This window comes from Streptomyces sp. CNZ301 (genome assembly GCF_004217425.1).
In genome coordinates this window covers 4,765,585-4,783,920 of sequence record NZ_SHLG01000001.1, presented here as the reverse complement: position 1 = coordinate 4,783,920, position 18,336 = coordinate 4,765,585, and the positions used below count along the sequence as shown (strand labels likewise).

Sequence of the window (18,336 nt, the reverse complement as noted above, 5' to 3'; positions counted from 1 at the left end):
GGCACTCAGCTACAGGCCGTCGCCTGCCTCGTTACTGTCGAGTGGTGGACGACGAACCCTCCGGCGCGCGCGACGCGCCCCCGCATGCGCAGGCCCCCTCCGCAGAGCGGCACGACGCGGCAGGCACGGACCCGCCCACGCAGGACCGCGGCGCCACGGGCCAGGACGCGGCGCGGTCGGCCGACGCGAGAGAGGCGCAGGGCTCCGCGCAGACGCCGGAACCCTCAGCCGGAACGGCAGCGGCACAGGGGACGGACGCGGCGGACTCCCGCCCGGCAGGCAGCCCGTACACCCCGGGCCCCGTCCCACCACAGCAACCCCCGGCACAGGCACAGGCACAGGCACAGGCACAGGCACAGGCACCGGCACAGGCACAACCTCCCGCCTCGCAGCCCGCCCCGCCCTCGACGCCGCAGCCACAGACGCAAGCACAGCCGTACGGCGGCCCGCCCCCGCATGCGGCCCCGCAGCACCAGCCGTACGCGCACCCGTACGGCCCGCCCCAGCCGCATCCGCCGTCCCAACCGCCCACGCAGCAGCCGCAACCGCAGCTCCAGCCACAGCCCCACACGCACCCCGTCCCGGCCTGGGACCGGCAGCCCCAGTTCCCGGCGATGCCCGCCTCCCCCGCCGAGTGGCGCTACCGCGTGCCGGCGACGCCCTCGTGGTGGAGCCGTCACCGCCGCACGCTGCGCGCTCTCGCGCTCGTCGCGCTGCTCGCGCTCTGCGGCCTGATCATCCTCGGCATCGTTCGGCAGCAGACAGGCACGCTCGGGCTCCTCGTCGGCCTCGGTCTGGCCGTCCTGCCGGTGCCTCTGCTCGTCTCCGCTTTCCGCTGGATCGACGGCGTCGAGCCGACGCCCTGGCGCAACCATCTCTTCGCCTTCGCATGGGGAGCGTTCGCCGCGACCCTGGTCGCGCTCCTCGCCAACAGCCTCGCCGCCAACTGGCTCATCACGTCCTTCGCCGACGCCGACGCGCAGTCCCGTGCGGATGTACTGGGTTCCGCCGTCATCGCCCCGGTCGTCGAGGAGACCGCCAAGGGTGCGGCCATCCTGCTGCTCTTCCTCTTCCGCAGACGGCACTTCAACGGCGTCATATCCGGCATCGCCCTCGCCGGCATCACCGCAACCGGCTTCGCCTTCACCGAGAACGTGCTCTACCTGGGCACCGCCTTCGGCGAGGACCAACTCCTGGGCCCCGACGCGCTGCACGAGTCTGTGACCGCCATGACGTTCTTCATCCGCATCATCGTCGCCCCGTTCGCGCACCCGCTCTTCACCACTCTGACCGGCATCGCCTTCGGCATCGTCGCAGCGCTGCCGAGCCTCCGACGGACACTGCGCATCCTCATCCCGGTCCTCGGGCTGCTGACCGCGTCGCTGCTGCACGCGATCTGGAACGGCTCCGCGTCCCTGCCCGACTTCACGTTCCTGTTCGTCTACGCCCTCTTCATGATTCCGGTCTTCACGGCGCTCACATGGCTGGCCATCTGGTCGCGGCGGCTGGAGCTGCGCACCGTGCGCGACACCCTTCCCGCGTACGCCGCGGCCGGCTGGTTCGAGGCACCGGAACCGTGGGGCCTGGCCTCCATGCGGGCGCGCACGATGGCCCGTACGCTCGCCCGGCGAAGGCACGGGCCGACGGGCGCCCGCACCGTCGCCGAATACCAGCACTTCGCGACGTCGCTGGCGCTGCTGCGGGCCCGCGCCCACCACGGGACGCCCGCACCCGACTTCCACGCACGCGAGCAGGAACTCCTGCACCACCTCTGGCACCGGCACGGCGTCGCCGGGCCTGCGACGGCCTCGGCCGCGATCAACCTCAACCGCTACCGTCCGCCCCGGCCCCCGGGTTGGGGAGGACCGCCCGCGGGTGCGCCTGGCCGCCCGCCCGGGGGCGGCGGTACGGCGCCGCACGGGCCGCTCCAGTTCCCGGCCCGTTGACGGGGGTCGGTGCCGGGGCTCGTTTGCCGGGCCGGCGACTGCCTTCGGGCTTCAACTGCACGGAGGGGCCGAGGGCAGGTCCCGTAACGAGGGCCGTGTGAACGGACGGCGCCGACAGCGTAGTTCGGCATGGGACCGGCAAAGGGACGGCGGACAAACCCGGCTCAAGTTGTCCAAGTTCGCCCATTCATACACCCGTTGCATCGACTAGCACATACTTGCGGGGACCTCGTATCGCTGCCAGCATGCCCCCATTGGTACGGGAGTGGCAGCAGAGGGTTGGGGGCGGTCGTGCAACTGACCGACTTGGTGGCCGCCCAGAAGCAGGTCCGTGAGGAAGCCGCCGCCGGAGGGCCCGAGTTCGCCGCCTTCCTCCGGGGCATCCGCCTGCGCACTCTGCTCGTACCGATGGACGACCAAGGCGGCATCTGGTCCGCCGACGTCGAAGGAATCCGCTGGCTTCTCGCCTTCTCCGACGAGAAGGTCCTGGCCGCCTTCGCGAAGAACGGAAGCGACGCCGACATCGGCATGCGGCAGCCCGGCACCTCCGAGACGGACGGCAAGCAGACCTGGGACCACCGCAAGGTCATGGGCTGGAAGCTCCTGGACTTCGTAGTACCCGCGGCCGGCCGGCCATGCGGCGTCGCACTCGACGCCGGCACCGGCGACGGCAAGGTGCTGCCGCCAGTGGCGGGCGTCGTCCCGGACAGCGCGACGACGGAGGCGTACGCCGCCAACGGAGGCCGCGGCAGGCGTCGTTGAGGGGCTTCTTCCAGGGGCTTGGTGCGCAGAGCCTCGGCCTACGGCCCGTACGGGGGCGACGGCCACCTCGCTGCCCTGACCCCGCCTGACCCGCCTCGACGAACCACTCGCGTCCGAGCAGCAACTCGAACCCCGGCGCCGGCAGCCGCACGAGGGCCCGCATCACCGGCGCGATCCTGCCCGTGCCCTCCACCTGACTGCCGCGCGCGGTGCGCACCTGCCGCCGGGCAGGCGCCGCTTGTTTCCGGCGGGCACACCGCCGTACGTCGATCGCGTGAGTGATTTCCGAGGGGAACAGTAGATCCCGCTCGCCAACTCGGGGCCGTAGCGCAGTGGGCATGGAAGGCGACGAGGGTGGGCATGGAGTCACCCTGAAGCACGCCGCCTCCACGCCCAACTGCTCATGGGCCTTTTCAAGCCCGCTCGGTCGAGCGGCGATCTGACCATCGAGAGCGGTGCTGTCGAACATAGGTCAGCCGAATCGCGTGCCCCTCCTCGCGGCGAAGAACCGCCACGACCTCACCCTGAATCGTGTCGAGGACCGACCAGTCGTCCTGAATCTGCAAAACACCCCGGTCAAAGCGAACGTGACAAGTCGGGCATAGGCAAAGTACGTTACCCAGTTCATCCGGTCCCTCGTGCGGCTTACCCAAGGCCTGGATATGCGCCGCCTCGCTATACGTTTTACCTGAAGGCGACACAACGATTTGGGCCGAGCAGATCTGACACGTGCCCTCATACATGTCTTTGACCTGTCGGACGACTGCGGAGTCCCGGGCAAGTCCTTGCCTTGTAATGTAACGACGGGCTTGTGCTTCAAGGTCAGTATCGCCCTCAACCTTCGGCGATGCCGGGATTCGAGGAATCTGCTCACCGGGGGTGACCTTACGAAGCTCAAACCGGCAAATCTGAAGCCCGGCCCTACCTATGTCGGTCCAGAAATCAGCGACTCGGTAGAGACCACGGTATTCGTAGCCGCCAGTCACTCTCTTACGGCGACCTCCGCGAATCTCAAGCCCTTCGATCACTCGCACCGGCTTCCCCAGGGCAGCTGTAAGCACCAGGCCTGCATTCCCGGGCGAGTCCCAGGATTGATCTTCTACAAGTTCATTGTCCTCCTGCTTTCCCTCGCCGGTGTACAGGATGACCTCACCCTCGTCGACGTCATCGACGTAGCCACCCGAAAGCACTATGGAGTCGGTTCCTTTTTCTGCCGAACCGGATATTCCGCGCCCCGGCCTCCTGTGCAGTCCGTGCTCGTACAACGCTGCATGACTCGGAAACCAGTCACCCTCAGTAACACCTTCGGGCTCACCGAACGAAACAGGCTTGGAAGAGTTGACCATCCACCAACGCTGTCAATGCCACATTGACTGCAGCACACAGGACAATCACGCTTGGCTAACGCCACATCAACTCATGGGCCGTGCAGGCAAGTTGACCTATCGCCGAGTAGGCAGAGGCGCCATGTGCCACTGAGCCTCTTCTCAACCGCAGCTCGCGCAGGCCACATCAAGGGAGAGGTCGACGGCCTGGACGACTGCGGTGAGGCGAAAGGTACTGGGGGCTGGGGGTGGTTGGTGGGGTGAAGAAATCAGTCGCACGCCCGCGAGGTGAGCGTTAACTTCCATCTGAGGACGGCGAGGTGGGGCACGGCCGCGAAGGGGGCAGACGTGGAGACTGAGTCAGTGCAGGCCGATCGTTTGGCATTGCTGCTCGACCAGTTCGACCACGCCAGGGAAATGGCCCAGGTGCGGCTGAGGGGGCTCAGCGACGAGGAGTACCTGTGGGAGCCGGTACCCGAGTGCTGGTCCATCCGGCCCCGGGGCGAGGCGACGACGCCCAGGGCGTTCGGGCCTGGAGAGTGGGTGCTCGACTTGGGCGCCCCGGACATCCCGGCAAGTGAGTACGCCGAGGTGGGCCGACAGGCCGCCAGCGGCATGTCGGTCGCCAAGATCGCAGAGGACTGGAGTGTGAGTGTCGAGCGAGTCGAGCAGGTCCTCGCCCACACCGGCACACCGGAGCCTGACGAAGCGCCGGTCACGACCATCGCGTGGCGGCTGGGGCACTTGCACTTCTGTTTCGCAGGCAGTTGGGAGTGGACATTCGGCGAGCGGCAGCAGGAGCCAAAGCTGCTGGTCGACTTCGCCCCCTCCGCGTCCTTGGCACTCGAGCGGTTCTGGGCACTGATCGACCGCTGGCGTGAGAGCGTCGCAGCCGTCTCCGACGAACAGCTCAACACGGTCGGCTTCTCGCAATACCCATACGGCTCCGACTCCGACGAGCCATACATCAGTGTTCTGTCGGGCGCCAACCTTGAGTTCATTCACCATATGGCCGAGATCGCGTTGCTCCGCGACCTGTGGCAGGCCCGGTTCAGCACAGGCGGCTAGGCTCCAGGCACGCTGCGCGTAAATGATTCCGACCAGGGCGCCGCTCTCACTGGCTTGTGGAGCGAGTGAGTGACTGCACGACAGCCGTAACTGCCGGTCGGTCCTGGTCCAGCCAGTCAACTTCGAAGGCCGCCGCGGCCGTTAGCCACCGCACTTCGTCATGGTCCTGGAGCGGCCGGGGTTCGCCCTTCAACAAGCGCACACGCCAGACGTGCAGGACAAGTCCCGGCTGAAGAGGCCATTCTCCGGGCAGGCGCTCCAGAGGTTCGACCTCAATCCCCAATTCCTCGCGTAGTTCCCGGACCAGTGCCTGAGCCGGTGTCTCGCCGTGCTCGACCTTGCCACCTGGCAGTTCCCAGCGTCCTGCGAGGGACGGCGGAGCAGTTCGTCTGGCGCCGAGCAACTTCCCCTGGTCGCACACGGCGCCCCCGACCACCACTCGCGGTGCTTCTGCCTTGTCCATGCTCGGAACCTACTGCTTCATGGTGAGCAGCTTCAGTTCATGTGCCCAGCTCACACCACACCGTCTTGCTGTCCGCCCTTCGCTCCACGCCCCACCCGTGCGTCAGCGCGTCGAGGAGAGCGAGCCCCCGGCCCGACTCGGCTTCGTCCGGAGCCCGTTGGAGGACCGGAGGCGCACCCGGTGCCGGATCCGTAAGGCTGAGACGCGGGCGTGGGCCGGCCATGGAGGCGTGAAGGGTGACCGGGGTGCCCGGGCCGACGTGGACGATGGCGTTGGTGAGGAGTTCGCTGACGCACAGTCGGGCTGTGTCGGCGAGTTCGGGAAGGCCCCACAGCTCGAAGTAGGCGCCGATGCGGTGGCGTACGGGCGAGAGAGCTTCAGGCTCCGCGAGGAGCGGGATCGTCAGGGTGACGCAGCACCTGCGGGTCAGGTGCTGCCGTTCGAGCTCCGCGAGGGCGGGGCGTTCTTCGCCGCCGGTCATCGGTCCACAGCCTTTCGGTGCGCTCTCGGGCGCCGCGAACTCCTGTGTGGCGTATGCCCCGTCGGTCCCGTAACCGTACGTGCCGTAGCTGTCGTACGCGCCGTAGGTGTCAGCCGGCTGTGATGCGTACGAGTCGTACTGGCCGTAGCTGCCGGTCTGCTCGAAGAAGTCGAAGCTACCGGGCTGTTGGTGCGGGCCATCGTTGCCGTAGGGGCCGTATTCGCCGTGTCTGTCGGACTCTTCGTCGTCCAGGTACGGGTCGTACGTGCCCTCGGGGGCATGCCTGTTGGACGCCACGGGGGCCGTTCTCCTTTCCTTCCTTCTCGCCTACCGGGTTAGCTGACGGGTTCGGAGCAGGAAGGTCTCCTACGAACTGCCCGCCCGTGGGCGGAACTTGCCGATTCACCCCAGTCCCTGCCGTGTGGCAGGGGGTGGTTCCCCGGTTCCCTTGGTGCAGCGATATCGAGTTGTGGCTCGGGGTGGTGCACTTTCAGGATTCGGCGACGGCGCACGGAGCCGTCTCTCGTGACGGCAGTGACGACCGCGCTGCGTTATGGAACGTTAATAGAGCCGCCGCTGAGATTCCAAGCGGTTCCAGTGAGATTTGTAGCTCCATGACATGCGGATTCCTGGACAGTAAGGGCTAATTGGGGCACTTGCTCACTCTGCACCGCGCGTGTGGTCGCTGTGCGTGACCGGTGAACCAATCGTGACGGGGCAGTGCCCCCGCCCCCTCAAGGGGGGAGAGCATCGAGCGGAACGACCGACGGAACGCCTCAGCAGGAGCGGCAGCGACAGAGCGAGGCGCCGCACGGCCACGGAGGCACCGACGGCATCGCTCTGCGAGCGCGGCGTGCCGACCCGGCGGAGGGGGCCCGCCCGACCGGCCCATCGGACGGACCGGCCACCAGCCACGCCCTGGATGTCACGGTTTGTTCGGCTTGCTGACGGGAACCGGGCTGTATGTCCTATTCACAGAAGCTGCTTGCCTGCGCCAGCGCCCTGCGCGCCGTGCTGCCCGACTCCGAGCGGCAGGGACGCGTACTCGCCGCCATCGAGAGAACCGAGCAGGACACCCGGCTGGACCCCCCGGTCCAGGGACTCCAGCGGGCCGTGCACGCACTCCCCCTCAGTGACGAGGACCGCGACGTACTGCACGGCCACTGGCTCGGCCACCCCCTTCATCCGGCGCTCGTCCAGGTCCCGCTCGGCACCTGGTTCTCGGCCGCCGTCCTGGACCTGATTCCGGGCAAGCGCCGGCATTACGCGCCGGCGGTGCTGATCGCCACGGGGCTCGTCGCCGCCGTGCCCGCCGCCGTAACCGGGTGGGTCGACTGGGCTGAGCTGCGCAAACCGCAGATGCGCGTCGGTCTGCTGCACGCGGTCGCCAATTCCGCCGGGGTGATCCTCTACGCCTACTCGCTGGGTGCGCGCGTGCGGGGCCACACCGTGCGCGGGCGGGCCTTCGGTTACGCCGGGCTCACGGCCGTGGCGGTCGGCGGCGCGCTCGGCGGTCACCTGGCCTACCGGCAGGCGGCGGCCGTCAACCACGCCGAGGACATCCCGGTGCGTACGGAGCCCGGCTGGCACGCGCTGGGCGCGGTCGCGGACTTCCCCGTCGGGAAGGCGGTGCGGCGGATCGTCGGAGAGACGCCGGTTCTGGTGGTGCGGGCGACCGGCAACACGGTGCACGTCCTGGCCGACCGGTGCAGCCACATGGCGGGACCGCTCTCGCAGGGAGAACTCGTCGACGGGTGTGTCCGCTGCCCCTGGCACGGCAGCGTCTTCCGGCTCTCGGACGGCTGGAACGTGAGCGGACCCGCGACGTCCCCCCAGCCCGTCTTCGAGACGCGGCACGTGGACGGACTGGTTGAGGCGCGCCTCGCCTGAACCGCTGGTGCGTCACCGTCCCGTCGATCACCCGCACGGGACGCCTGGGCCTGTCCGACGGACAGCCCCAAGCCGCATCGGCACCTGTGGCAGAGACGGGCGAAGACCGAGCGAGGGGCTGGACGGCAGCGACAGCGGCGCACCCGCAGAAGGGAACGACAGACGTGGACGCGGGAGGCACGGGCACCACCAGGCACCTGCTGGAACGCCTGAGGCTTCCGGCCGGTGTGCTGGCCAGGCACGCGTCGGCGGGACGGCGCACGGACCTGCTGCCGCCATGGGTGAAGGCCCTCCCGCCGACGCTGGTGCTGCTGGCGCTCGTCCTGGAGCTGCTGACGCCGAGCCGCTACTCGTTCGCCTCGTTCCTCACCGCCGCCGTCGTCCTGGCGGCGCTGCTGTCGCAGCCCGCGGTGACGCTTCTGATCGGACTGCTCTCGGTCGGACTGCTGATCGGGCTGCACGTTGCCCTGACGGACGTGTACCCGGAGAACGTCACCGGTCCGGTCATCACTCTCGTCCTGGTCACCGGCTTCTCCACACTGCTGTCCATGATCCTGGAACGCACCACGCTTCAGCTCGTACAGGTGCAGGCGGTCGCCGAGGCGACTCAGCGGGCGCTGCTGCGGCCGCTGCCGGAACGGCTGCGTCACGTCCGCATCGCGGGCGTCTACCGCGCCGCCGACGAGGCCGCTCTCATCGGCGGCGACCTCTACAGCGTCCGGCCGACGCCGTACGGGGTGCGAGCGGTGATCGGCGACGTACGCGGCAAGGGCATCGGGGCGACGGAGGGGGTCGCGACGATCACGTCGTCGTTCCGTGAGGCGGCCATGTCCTGCCCGACGTTGTCCGAGGTGGCCCAGCGCATCGAGGGGGCGATGGCCATGGACCGGGAGGACATGGAGGTGGGCGGCTCGCTGGCCGTCCCCGTCATGGGCACGCCGCGCGGCTGGGCGCAGGAGATGTTCGCAACGGCGGTGCTGCTGGAGTTCCCCGAGGAAGGGGGGTGCGTGCGGATTCTCAGCCGTGGCCATCCGCCGGTGTTCCGGCTCGGCGGCCCGGAGGGCGTCGTACCGCTGACTCCCGAGCCCGCGCTGCCGCTGGGATTCGGCGATCTCTCGCCGGGCGGGCCGGTGAGGGAGACGACGTACCGGCTGGCCGAGGGCGAGGCACTGATCGCCTGCTCGGACGGGGTCACTGAGGCGCGGAGCCGCGGCGGCAGGTTCTACCCGCTGGAGCGGCGACTCGAGGAACGCTATTCGGGCCTTTCGAGGACGGGGAGGGTCGCAGTCGGCGGGCATCACCGGGGCGGGGGCCGGCCCGAAAGGGTCGACCCGTCGGAGGTGGTCTCCTTCGTCCACAAGGACGTCACGCGGTGGGCCGAGTCGATCAACGACGATCTGGTGATCGTCGTCCTCCAGCAGGACGCGGCCACGCACACGACCACGCACGCGGCCTCGGCGCGGTGAGCCGGCGGGCAACCCGGAACGCGGGCCGGGGGCGGCCGTACGGTGACGACCCCCGGGCGGTGCGGACCGCTGCGGCACTGCGGGCCGCGCGGAACGGCGGGCGCGGGAGCGGCGGGAGCGGGACGCGGGTGCGCACGGGATGCAGGGCCGGCGCGGGAGCGGGGCCGCTCCCCGCACGGTCTCTCGTCCGCGCGGGGAGCGGCCTGCGCTCCGGTCGTGTCAGTCGCGCTCCGCGCCCACCGGGAGCGAGCGCAGGTCGAGCTTCGGGGTCTTCTGCTGGAGCGACCAGTCGAGCATCTTCTTCGCGTCCGTGTAGCGGGCGCTGCTGTTGAGGAGCACGCCCGTGATCGAGCGGCCGTTGCGCTCGGCGGCGAAGACGAGGCACGGCCCGGCCTTGGTGCCGGTGCCGGTCTTGATGCCGATGACGCCCTGGTACGAGCCGAGCAGCCGGTTGGTGTTGTACCAGGTGTAGGTGCGGCCGTTGGTCGCCTTCTGCTTCGTCGACGTGGACTTCGCGACCTTGCGGATGTTCGTGCTGCCGAGGGCGTACTTGCCGAGCTTGGCCATGTCGCGTGCCGTGGAGTGGTTGCGCCCCTTCTTCGAGATGCCGTCGAAGGAGTCGAACTCGGTGTTCTTCATGCCGAGTTGGCGTGCCTTCGCGTTCATCTTCCCGATGAAGGAGCTGACGCGGGCGCTCGTGGAGCCGCCCTTGCCGACGGCGTCGGCCAGCGCGTACGCGGCGTCGCAGCCGGAGGGGAGCAGCAGGCCGTACAGGAGCTGCCGCAGCTTCAGCTTGTCGCCGGTCCTCAGGTCCGCGGTGCTGCCGCCCCACTTGGCGACGTAGTCGCGGTAGGCCTTCTTGACCGTGACCCGGCGGTCCAGGTCGACGCCCGAGCTGACGACCACCGCGGCCGTCATGACCTTCGTGGTGCTGGCCATCTGGCGCTTGGTGTCGGAGCCCTTGCCCCACAGCTCCTCACCGGACGAGTTGTCCAGCAGGAAGGCGCCCTTGGCCTTGACGCCGGAGGGCCCGGCCGCCTGCGCCGGGAAGACGAAGGGTCCCGCGGCCAGCAGGGCTCCGGCCGCCACCGCCACAGCGCCGGCCCGGCGGGCCCTCTTGGATACACGCATCAACTCGAAGCTCCATCGTCAGTGGCGGGGCCGGCACCGGCACACATGCGTGCGTGCGGGTGGCGGCCCGTGAACAAAGGTCCGTTGTCCCAAGGACAGTGCTGCGCCCGGTTTGGTTGCACCGAACCGTCCCCGCACATCAGTTCATGTGCGTGCACCGGCCCAGGGGCCCGGCGACCAGGAGGAAGGGGAGCCGATGAAGCAGCGCCTGCCGCAAGGCAGAACGGTTCCTGTCACCGGCAGCACAAGGGGCACGGGCCACCGCCCCGCCCGTGAACTCTCAGCGGGCGGCGGCACGTTGCTGCTGCACGAACGGGACCGTACACGAGTCGGGCACGCAGCAGCAGACCTGCGCGGGACCGCCGCCCGCGGCGAACGCGCGCGGTCTCGGCACGGACGTCGCCGCTGTGGACCGGGGTGCGGACCCCGCGGACCCCGCGCGGGCTGCCCCGTTCACACCTTGGAGCGCGGCGGAATCGCGTCGCCCGCAGGGGTGTCGCTGCGCCCGTAGTGGTGCGTGGTGAACATGTACAGCAGGCCCACGCCCACGACCACGCCGCCGCACAGCAGCACGATCCAGTTCTCGTACCAGGGCTGGTCGGGAGTGCGCGCCCAGGAGATGTTGATGATCGCGAAGATGCCGTACGCGAGCGCGCCGGCGTTGATGAGCAGACCCCAGCGCCCGAGCTGGAACTCCCCCGAGGGCCGCCACCCCTTCAACCGTGCGCGCAGGGCGGCGAGTACGACCATCTGGAACGAGCCGTAGATCCCGAGGATCGCGAACGAGACGATCTTGGTGAGGGCGTCCTCCGAGATCAGCGAACCGAAGGCGATGACCGTCGGGACGACGGCGGCCACCAGCAACGCGTTGTGCGGCACGGCGCGCGCGTAGGAGAAGGAGCGCAGGACCCTGTGCCCGACGACCATCTTGTCCCGCGCGTACGAGTAGATGAGACGCCCCGCGGCGGCCTGGAGGCTGACCGTGCAGGACAGGAACGAGATGAGCACGACACCCATGACCATGCGGGCGCCCACCTCGCCCAGCGCGTCGAAGAGCACCCGCACGACGGGGTTGGTGTCCTCGCCGGCGATCACCGCCTTGTAGTCGGAGACGGCGAGCAGCAGCGTCAGGCACGTGAACGTCGCCGCCGCCCCGCCGACGTAGACCGTCCGGCGCATCGCCTTGGGGATGACCACGCCCGGGCGTGCGACCTCCTCGGCGAGGTCGCCGCACGCCTCGAAGCCGTAGTACTGGTAGAAGCCGATGATGGCGGCGGCGAGGAACGCCGGCAGATACGAACCGCCCTCCGTCGCACCGAAGTTGTCGAAGATGACGCCGAGCCCGTGGAACCGGTGCGTGCTCAGCAGCCAGACCCCGACGACGACGGCGCCGACCAGCTCCGCGGTGAAGCCGATGACCGCGGCCTTCGAAAGGGCCTTCGTTCCCGCGTAGTTGATGAGCGCGGCGACGACGATGAGAGCGACGGTGCACAACACGGTGGTGTGCACGGACGGTTCGAAGCCGAAGAGGATCGCGATGTACGGGCCGGCCCCGTAGGCGACGGCGGTGATGGTGACCAGCAGCGCCCACATGTAGACCCAACCGGTCATCCACGCCCAGCGGATGCCCCACAGGCGGCGCGCCCACGGGTAGACGCCGCCCGCGATGGGGTACTGCGCGACGGTCTCGCCGAAGACGAGCGCCACGAGGAACTGCCCGGCACCGGCGAGCACGAACGCCCAGATCATCGGCGGGCCGCCGGTGGCCAGGGCCGTGGCGAAGAGGGTGTAGGTGCTCACCACGGGAGAGAGGTAGGTGAAGCCGAGCGCGAAGTTCGCCCAGGGCCCCATCTCCTTGCGGAACTCGGAGCCGTGCTCGGCGCTTTCGCCGGCGCCGCCGCCTCCCCCTGCTCCACCTGCCGCTGCGGAACCTCCGGCGTCCGTCATCGCCGCTCTCCCATCATGTCGCTGCCGCTCGCCGGCACCGGCCCGTGTGCCGGACCGGCGCGGCCCGTGATCAGGTCCACCGCGCGTTCGGCGACGAGCAGCACGGTGACCATCGGGTTGACGAGCGGCAGGCTCGGGAAGACGGACGCGTCGACCACCCGCACACCTTCTTCGCCGCGCAGCCGCAGCAGCGGATCGAGGACCGCGCCGGCGTCGCCGTCTCCGCCCATGCGGCACGTGCCTGCCGGGTGGTACACGGTGTGCGCGGCCCGCCGCCCGTACTCCGACAGCTCCGCGTCGGTGGTCGCACCGGGGCCGGGAGCGGTCTCGCGCACCAGCCAGTCGCGCAGCGGCCCGGTGGCGGCCACCTCGCGTGCGACGCGCAGGCCGTCGACGATCGTCCGCTCGTCGTAGCCCTCGGGATCGGTGAAGTAGCGGAAATCCAGGGCGGGTTTCTCCGCGGGGTCGGCGCTGCGCAGCCAGATCTTCCCCCGGGAGCGGGACTTGGGCACGTTCGGCGTCATGCTCACCCCGTGAGGGGGTGTGGGCAGGCCGAGGCGTTCGGTGTTGAGGGTGAACGGCACCTGGTAGAAGTGGAGCATCAGGTCCGGGCCGGGCTCACCGGCGTCACGCCGCACGAACAGACCCGCGTCGGAATCCATCGCGGAGTTCGGGGGCAGCGGACCCGCCGTCTCCCAGACGATGACCGACTCCGGGTGGTCGAGCAGGTTCTCCCCCACGCCGGGCAGGTCCGTCAGGACGTCGATGCCCAGCTCGCGCAGCTCGTCCGCGGGACCGATGCCGGAGAGCATCAGCAGCCTCGGGGTGTCGATCGCCCCCGCGCACACCACCACTTCACGCTCGGCGCGCACGGTGCCCTCCGACCCGTCCGCGTACCGCACCTGTACGCGGGTCAGCCGGCCCTCCTCGTCCCGCAGCAGGCGGTACGCCCAACTCTCCAGCTTCAGCGTGAGGTTGGAGCGGCCCATCACCGAGTGGAGGTAGGCGACGGACGCGGACGAGCGGCACCCGGTGGCCGGGTCGTAGGCGACGGAGAAGAACCCGGCGCCCTCGGTGAAGGGGTGGGCGTTGAAGTCGTCGACGACGGGGACGTCGAGGGTGTCGACGGCAGCGGTGACGAAGTCGTGCGCGATGGGGTTGCGGTCCTTGTCGGCCACGGGGCGGATCGAGTTGCGCAGCCGGTGCCGGTACGGAAGCAGCGTCGCGGCGTCCCAGCCGGCCGCGCCGTCGCGCACCCACTGTTCCAGTTCGTGGGGGAAGGGCAGGAAGCTGATGAGGGTGTTGTGGGAGGAGCAGCCGCCCAGCACACGTGCCCGCGAGTGCAGGATGTGCGAGTTTCCGCGTGGCTGTTCGACGGTGGGATAGCGGTAGTCGTAGTCGGTGTCGATGAGATTGATCCAGTTCCGCAGCCTCAGCACGTTCTCGTCGCCGACGTCGCTGGGGCCGCCCTCGATGACACACACCCGCGACAGCGGGTCCTCGCTCAGCCGCGAGGCCAGCACACAGCCGGCGGTGCCGCCGCCGACGATCACGTAGTCGTAGACGGCCTCGTCCCTGCCGGACCCGCTCGCTGCCGGCGTGTCTGCCATCCGCGCTCTCTCCTCCGCCTTCCGGCCGACCGCGTCCCGGCACTCAGCCCTTGAACCAACCCGACGGCGCCGGCGAGAGGTTGTGGTAGATGTGCTTGGCCTCCTGGTACTCCCGCAGCCCGGTCGGCCCGAGCTCCCGTCCGATGCCGGACCTGCCGAAGCCGCCCCACTCGGCCTGCGGCAGGTACGGATGGAAGTCGTTGATCCAGACGGTGCCGTGACGAAGCCTGTCGGCCACCCGTTGCGCGCGTCCCGCGTCGTTGGTCCACACGCCGCCGGCCAGCCCGTAACGCGTGTCGTTGGCCAGCTCCAGCGCCTCCTCCTCGGTGTAGAAGCGCTCCACCGTCACGACGGGCCCGAAGACTTCCTCCTGCACGATGCGCATCGTCGACTTGCAGTCCGCGTACACGGTGGGCAACAGGAAGAATCCGCGGGCCAGTTCGGGATCGTCGGGCCGCCGCCCGCCGGTGACGAGCCGGGCGCCGTCCATGCGCGCGATCTCCAGATAGCTCTCCACCTTCGCGCGGTGCTCGGCGGAGACGAGGGGGCCGCTCTCCGTCATCGGCTCCAGACCGTTGCCGAGGCGGATCGCCTCCGCCCTGGAGGCGAGTTCGGACAGGAAGCGATCATGGATGCCGTACTGGACGATGAGGCGCGAGCCGGCCGAGCAGACCTGGCCGGAGTGCAGGAAGGCCGCGTCCAGGGCGTAGTCGAGGGCGGCTTCGAAGTCGCAGTCGTCGAAGACGATGTTGGGGTTCTTGCCGCCCAGCTCCAGGGCGATGTTCTTCACGCCGGACGCGGCGCTCTCCATGATCTTCCGTCCGGTCGCCAGGCCGCCTGTGAAGGAGACCATGTCGACCTCCGGGTGCGAGGTCATGGCCGCTCCCACGGTGCCGCCCGCGCCCAGCACGAGGTTGGCGACGCCCGGCGGCGTGCCCGCCTCCTCCAGGAGGCCCATCAGCGCGATCGTCGTGAGCGGCGTGACCTCGCTCGGCTTGAGAACGAACGTGTTGCCCGCGGCGAGCGCCGGTGCGACCTTCCACGAGGTCTGGAGCAGCGGGTAGTTCCACGGCGCGATCAGCGCGCACACGCCGACGGGCTGGTACACGACCCTGCTCAGCACGTCCGGCCCGACGTCGACGACGCGTCCCGCCTCCTTCCCCACGATCTCGGAGTAGTAGCGGAAGGCACTCGCGATGTCCTCGATGTCGAGACGCGACTCGGCCAGCGTCTTTCCGGTGTCCAGGGTTTCCATACGGGCCAGTTGCTCCAGGTCACGCAGGAGCAGCTCGTGCACGCGGTAGAGGACGTCCGCGCGCCGGCGGGCCGGCGCCCATGCCCAGTCGGCGCGTTCGAAGGCCCGCTTGGCGGCCCGTACTGCGATGTCGACGTCCGTCTCGTCGCCCTCGGAGACGGTGGTGATGACGGAGGCGTCGAAGGGATTGATCACGTCGCGCGATCGGCCCGAGACTCCTCCGGTCCATTCACCGTCGATGTACAGCTCGGCCATCGCGAAGCCCCTCACTCGCCCGTGGTGCTCGTCGCCCCCGTTCTCGGCATGACCGCTCCAACATCGTGCGGGGCGGTGCCGCCTCCTACGGGGCGCACCGAACGGGGGGACCTGGGGAGGGGATGTTGACCCACGTGGACTAAGAACGGGCGAGCGGCGGACAGGAGTTGGCGGCGGTACGGCCGCGTTGCCGCGGCCGTACCTCGCACCTCAGCGCGGGCAGCCCGGGCGGGCCGTCCGCCCGGGCGGTCCGGGCGGGCCGTCCGCACGGCCGGCTCCCGGATCAGATGACTGCACCGGGGCCGGGGTCGCGGTCCCGGAGCCGATCCCGGTCGCGGTCGCGGTCGGGGTCGGGGCCGGGGCCGGGGCCGGGGCCGGGGAACCGGCCCCGGTCAGGGTTACGGTTCCCCCGGGGTTCAGGCGTGGCGCGCGGCGTTCGCGACGATCGCGTCCCGCAGGTGCCCGGCCATCCCCGGCTTGATCGCCTCGTAGTACGCGGTGAAGCGCTCGTCCGCGACGTACATCTCGCCGAGGCAGGTGTGGAGCTCGTACGGACACTCGTAGAAATTGCGGCCGATCTGCTGCCTGTGCTCCTCGGCGAGGTCCATCGCCGCCTCGGACTCCGGGCCTTCACCGCTGTCCATCTGGGCGGTGAAGCGCCGGCTCCACTCCTCGCCCTCCTCCTTGATCCGCAGCCAGTCCTCCTTGGTGTAGGACGCCGTTCTGCGCTGCGACTCGCGGTAGGCCTCCGTGTTGCCCCAGCGCTGCTCGGTCTCCTCCGCGTACTGGTCGGGGTCGTTGTCGCCGAAGACCTCGAACTTCTCCTCGGGCGTGAGGTTGATGCCCATCTTCCGTGCCTCCATCGCGTGTTCGACGGCGGCGGCCATCTTCTGCAGTCTCCGGATCCTCGAACGCAGCAGCTCGTGCTGTCGCCGCAGGTGTTCCCGCGGGTCGGCGTCCGGGTCGTCGAGCAGGACCGCCACCTCTTCGAGCGGAAAGCCGAGCTCCCGGTAGAAAAGGATCTGCTGGAGCCGGTCCAGGTCGGCGTCGCCGTAGAGGCGGTGGCCGGCGTGGCTGCGTTCGCTCGGCACCAGCAGGCCGATCTCGTCGTAGTGGTGCAACGTGCGCACGGTCACCCCGGCGAGTCCGGCGACCTTCCCCACGGAGTAGCTCATCTCCGCTCCTCTCTCGTACGCACCTCACGATGAGCCCTCACGCGGCGTGAGGTGCAAGCGGAATTTCTCCGGCCGCGCCTGTGCATCGGGCAGCCGTCAGGGACGGCAGCCGGGTGAGGGGCCCCGCCCCCGGCCGCGTCCACTCCCGTACCGGGCCCCGCTGCCTACTCGTCCGGCGGGGGCAGCGGGCGGGGCGGCCGCGGACCGGTGTAGTGGCCGCTGGGCCGCAGGCGCAGCGGGGGTTCGCCGTACTCCTCGAGGGCGTGGGCGATCCAGCCGGCCGTGCGCGCGAGGGCGAAGACCGCCTCGCTCGCCTCTGGGCTCATGCCGGCGCCGAGGGTGAGCACCGCCAGGGCGAGGTCGATGTTGGCCGGGCGCCCGGCCGTCGCCGCGATCTCGTGGGCCGCCGCGAGGGCACGGGCGCAGGCCGGAACCTCTTCCAGCCATGTGAACAGGGCGCGGGCGCGCGGGTCCTCACCGGGATAGATGCGGTGCCCGACGCCCGGAACCGGACGCCCGGCCCGGAGGGTGCCGGCCACCACGGCCGTGGCGCTGCCGCGTTCCACGGCCTCGGCCAGCATGCGGTGCGCCCCCGCGCCCGCGGCCCCGTGCAGCGGGGCGTCGAGTGCGCCGAGGGCGGCGGAGACGACGGCGTACGGGTGGGCGCGTGCGGAAGCGGCGACCCGCGCGGCGAGAGTCGACGCCGCGAGGTCGTGGTCGAGGAGCAGGATCATCGCCCGCTCCAGGGTGCGTACGAACGCCTCCGTGGGACGGCGGCCGGTCAGCCGCGGCCACAGCGCGCGGGCGAGCCCGCCTGCCGCAACCCCCGCGGCGTCCGCGGCGTCCTCCTCGTCCGAAGCGCTCCCCGACGGCGGCAGCGCACCCACCATGACGGGCAGCAGCCCGCGCGCCCGCGCGATCACCGCCTCCTCCGTGAGGTCGAATCGCAGCGGATCGGCTACGGCCGCCGCGACGACGGCGGCGCGGAGCCGGTCGGTGGCGGCGCAGTGGCCGGGCAGCGCGCCGGCTGCCGTACGGGCGGCGTCCAGCAGCGGGGGCGGAGCGGCGAACCGCACCCCCCGTGTGAGCCGTCCCGTCCACAGCCAGTCGGCCGCCTCCTCGAAGGTGTGCGCGGCGGCCAGTTCACGGGCGTCGACGCCGCGGAACCAGCATCCGTCCGGCTCGATCAGCGTGATCCCGGTCCGTACGGACATGGCCCCGGGCGCTGCTTCCCGCGCCGCGGCGGCGGGCCTGCGGGCGGCGTCGGCCAGTGCGTCGACTTCGGCGGCGTCGAACGTGCTGCCGCGGCCGCCCGCCGAGCGGCGGCTGCTCAGCAGGCCCCGGCTGACGTACGCGTAGACGGTCTCGGGTTTCACCCCGAGCCGCTCCGCGGCCTGCCGGGTCGTGAGCCGGGGCCGCTCCCCGGGGCCGTCGCTGCCGTTCCGCTCGCTCACGCTCATCCACCAGACCTGCGTAGACCCTGTGCATTGATTGAATCAATATTGACGCAAATGAGTAAAGCATGGACAGTCGGATCAAGTAAGGGGGACGGGGACGGAAAC

General features: G+C 70.1%; 14 protein-coding genes and 1 riboswitch. Of the genes, 5 read left to right on the top strand and 9 right to left on the bottom strand.

Annotated features, from left to right (window positions below):
• Nucleotides 1–44: 44 nt before the first annotated feature.
• Both EV375_RS20630 and EV375_RS20625 read left to right on the top strand, forming a co-directional pair.
• Complete coding sequence (locus EV375_RS20630) at nt 45–1,946, top strand: PrsW family intramembrane metalloprotease (protein ID WP_486588606.1); 1,902 nt, start codon at nt 45–47, stop codon at nt 1,944–1,946.
• Between the two features lie 291 nt (nt 1,947–2,237).
• Nucleotides 2,238–2,708, top strand: coding sequence for an SseB family protein (locus EV375_RS20625; protein ID WP_130300757.1), 471 nt, complete (start codon nt 2,238–2,240; stop codon nt 2,706–2,708).
• A gap of 413 nt (nt 2,709–3,121) precedes the next feature.
• Here the strand turns inward: EV375_RS20625 and EV375_RS20615 are convergent, their stop codons facing one another.
• On the bottom strand, nt 3,122–4,054 hold the full coding sequence (locus EV375_RS20615; protein ID WP_130300753.1) for a YDG/SRA domain-containing protein: 933 nt from the start codon (nt 4,052–4,054) through the stop codon (nt 3,122–3,124).
• Nucleotides 4,055–4,381: 327 nt separating this feature from the next.
• Here EV375_RS20615 and EV375_RS20610 point away from each other — a divergent pair, with 327 nt between their 5' ends.
• A complete protein-coding gene (locus EV375_RS20610) occupies nt 4,382–5,101 on the top strand; it encodes a DinB family protein (RefSeq protein ID WP_130300751.1) in 720 nt (239 codons plus the stop codon).
• Nucleotides 5,102–5,147: 46 nt separating this feature from the next.
• On the opposite strand, the gene EV375_RS20605 is transcribed toward EV375_RS20610, so the two are convergent.
• Entirely contained in the window at nt 5,148–5,564 is a 417-nt protein-coding gene (locus EV375_RS20605; protein ID WP_165434782.1) for a (deoxy)nucleoside triphosphate pyrophosphohydrolase, read from the bottom strand.
• 37 nt (nt 5,565–5,601) lie between these two features.
• Nucleotides 5,602–6,342 (bottom strand): ATP-binding protein, encoded by a 741-nt coding sequence (locus EV375_RS20600; protein WP_130300749.1) that lies wholly within the window; start codon nt 6,340–6,342, stop codon nt 5,602–5,604.
• A 12-nt stretch (nt 6,343–6,354) separates the two neighbouring features.
• Nucleotides 6,355–6,514: riboswitch (cyclic di-AMP (ydaO/yuaA leader) on the bottom strand.
• A 494-nt stretch (nt 6,515–7,008) separates the two neighbouring features.
• Between EV375_RS20600 and EV375_RS20595 the strand changes: the two genes are divergently transcribed.
• Nucleotides 7,009–7,935, top strand: a complete 927-nt coding sequence (locus EV375_RS20595; protein ID WP_130300747.1) for a Rieske (2Fe-2S) protein — start codon at nt 7,009–7,011, stop codon at nt 7,933–7,935.
• Nucleotides 7,936–8,099: 164 nt separating this feature from the next.
• Nucleotides 8,100–9,401, top strand: coding sequence for a PP2C family protein-serine/threonine phosphatase (locus tag EV375_RS20590; protein ID WP_486588605.1), 1,302 nt, complete (start codon nt 8,100–8,102; stop codon nt 9,399–9,401).
• A gap of 219 nt (nt 9,402–9,620) precedes the next feature.
• Here the strand turns inward: EV375_RS20590 and EV375_RS20585 are convergent, their stop codons facing one another.
• The 6 genes from EV375_RS20585 to EV375_RS20555 all read right to left on the bottom strand — a co-directional run bounded on the left by EV375_RS20585 (nt 9,621) and on the right by EV375_RS20555 (nt 18,234).
• Entirely contained in the window at nt 9,621–10,532 is a 912-nt protein-coding gene (locus EV375_RS20585; RefSeq protein ID WP_130300745.1) for a serine hydrolase, read from the bottom strand.
• A 453-nt stretch (nt 10,533–10,985) separates the two neighbouring features.
• Nucleotides 10,986–12,479, bottom strand: a complete 1,494-nt coding sequence (locus tag EV375_RS20580) for an amino acid permease (RefSeq protein ID WP_130300743.1) — start codon at nt 12,477–12,479, stop codon at nt 10,986–10,988.
• Nucleotides 12,476–14,089, bottom strand: a complete 1,614-nt coding sequence (locus tag EV375_RS20575) for a GMC oxidoreductase (protein WP_130300741.1) — start codon at nt 14,087–14,089, stop codon at nt 12,476–12,478. The genes EV375_RS20580 and EV375_RS20575 overlap by 4 nt, the downstream gene beginning before the upstream one ends.
• A gap of 43 nt (nt 14,090–14,132) precedes the next feature.
• A complete protein-coding gene (locus EV375_RS20570) occupies nt 14,133–15,599 on the bottom strand; it encodes an aldehyde dehydrogenase family protein (RefSeq protein ID WP_130300739.1) in 1,467 nt (488 codons plus the stop codon).
• A gap of 416 nt (nt 15,600–16,015) precedes the next feature.
• Nucleotides 16,016–16,774, bottom strand: a complete 759-nt coding sequence (locus tag EV375_RS20560) for a MerR family transcriptional regulator (protein ID WP_130300737.1) — start codon at nt 16,772–16,774, stop codon at nt 16,016–16,018.
• Between the two features lie 164 nt (nt 16,775–16,938).
• The gene (locus tag EV375_RS20555) at nt 16,939–18,234 is read right to left on the bottom strand and encodes a citrate/2-methylcitrate synthase (protein ID WP_130300735.1); all 1,296 of its coding nucleotides are present in this window, start codon (nt 18,232–18,234) and stop codon (nt 16,939–16,941) included.
• Nucleotides 18,235–18,336 lie beyond the last annotated feature (102 nt).

Bases quoted from the DNA above. Each gene is read 5' to 3' on its own strand.
- EV375_RS20615 (WP_130300753.1), bottom strand. From the start codon at position 4,054: ATGGTCAACTCTTCCAAGCCTGTTTCGTTCGGTGAGCCCGAAGGTGTT.
- EV375_RS20605 (WP_165434782.1), bottom strand. From the start codon at position 5,564: ATGGACAAGGCAGAAGCACCGCGAGTGGTGGTCGGGGGCGCCGTGTGC.
- EV375_RS20595 (WP_130300747.1), top strand. From the start codon at position 7,009: ATGTCCTATTCACAGAAGCTGCTTGCCTGCGCCAGCGCCCTGCGCGCC.
- EV375_RS20585 (WP_130300745.1), bottom strand. From the start codon at position 10,532: ATGCGTGTATCCAAGAGGGCCCGCCGGGCCGGCGCTGTGGCGGTGGCG.
- EV375_RS20580 (WP_130300743.1), bottom strand. From the start codon at position 12,479: ATGACGGACGCCGGAGGTTCCGCAGCGGCAGGTGGAGCAGGGGGAGGC.
- EV375_RS20575 (WP_130300741.1), bottom strand. From the start codon at position 14,089: ATGGCAGACACGCCGGCAGCGAGCGGGTCCGGCAGGGACGAGGCCGTC.
- EV375_RS20570 (WP_130300739.1), bottom strand. From the start codon at position 15,599: ATGGCCGAGCTGTACATCGACGGTGAATGGACCGGAGGAGTCTCGGGC.
- EV375_RS20560 (WP_130300737.1), bottom strand. From the start codon at position 16,774: ATGAGCTACTCCGTGGGGAAGGTCGCCGGACTCGCCGGGGTGACCGTG.
- EV375_RS20555 (WP_130300735.1), bottom strand. From the start codon at position 18,234: ATGAGCGTGAGCGAGCGGAACGGCAGCGACGGCCCCGGGGAGCGGCCC.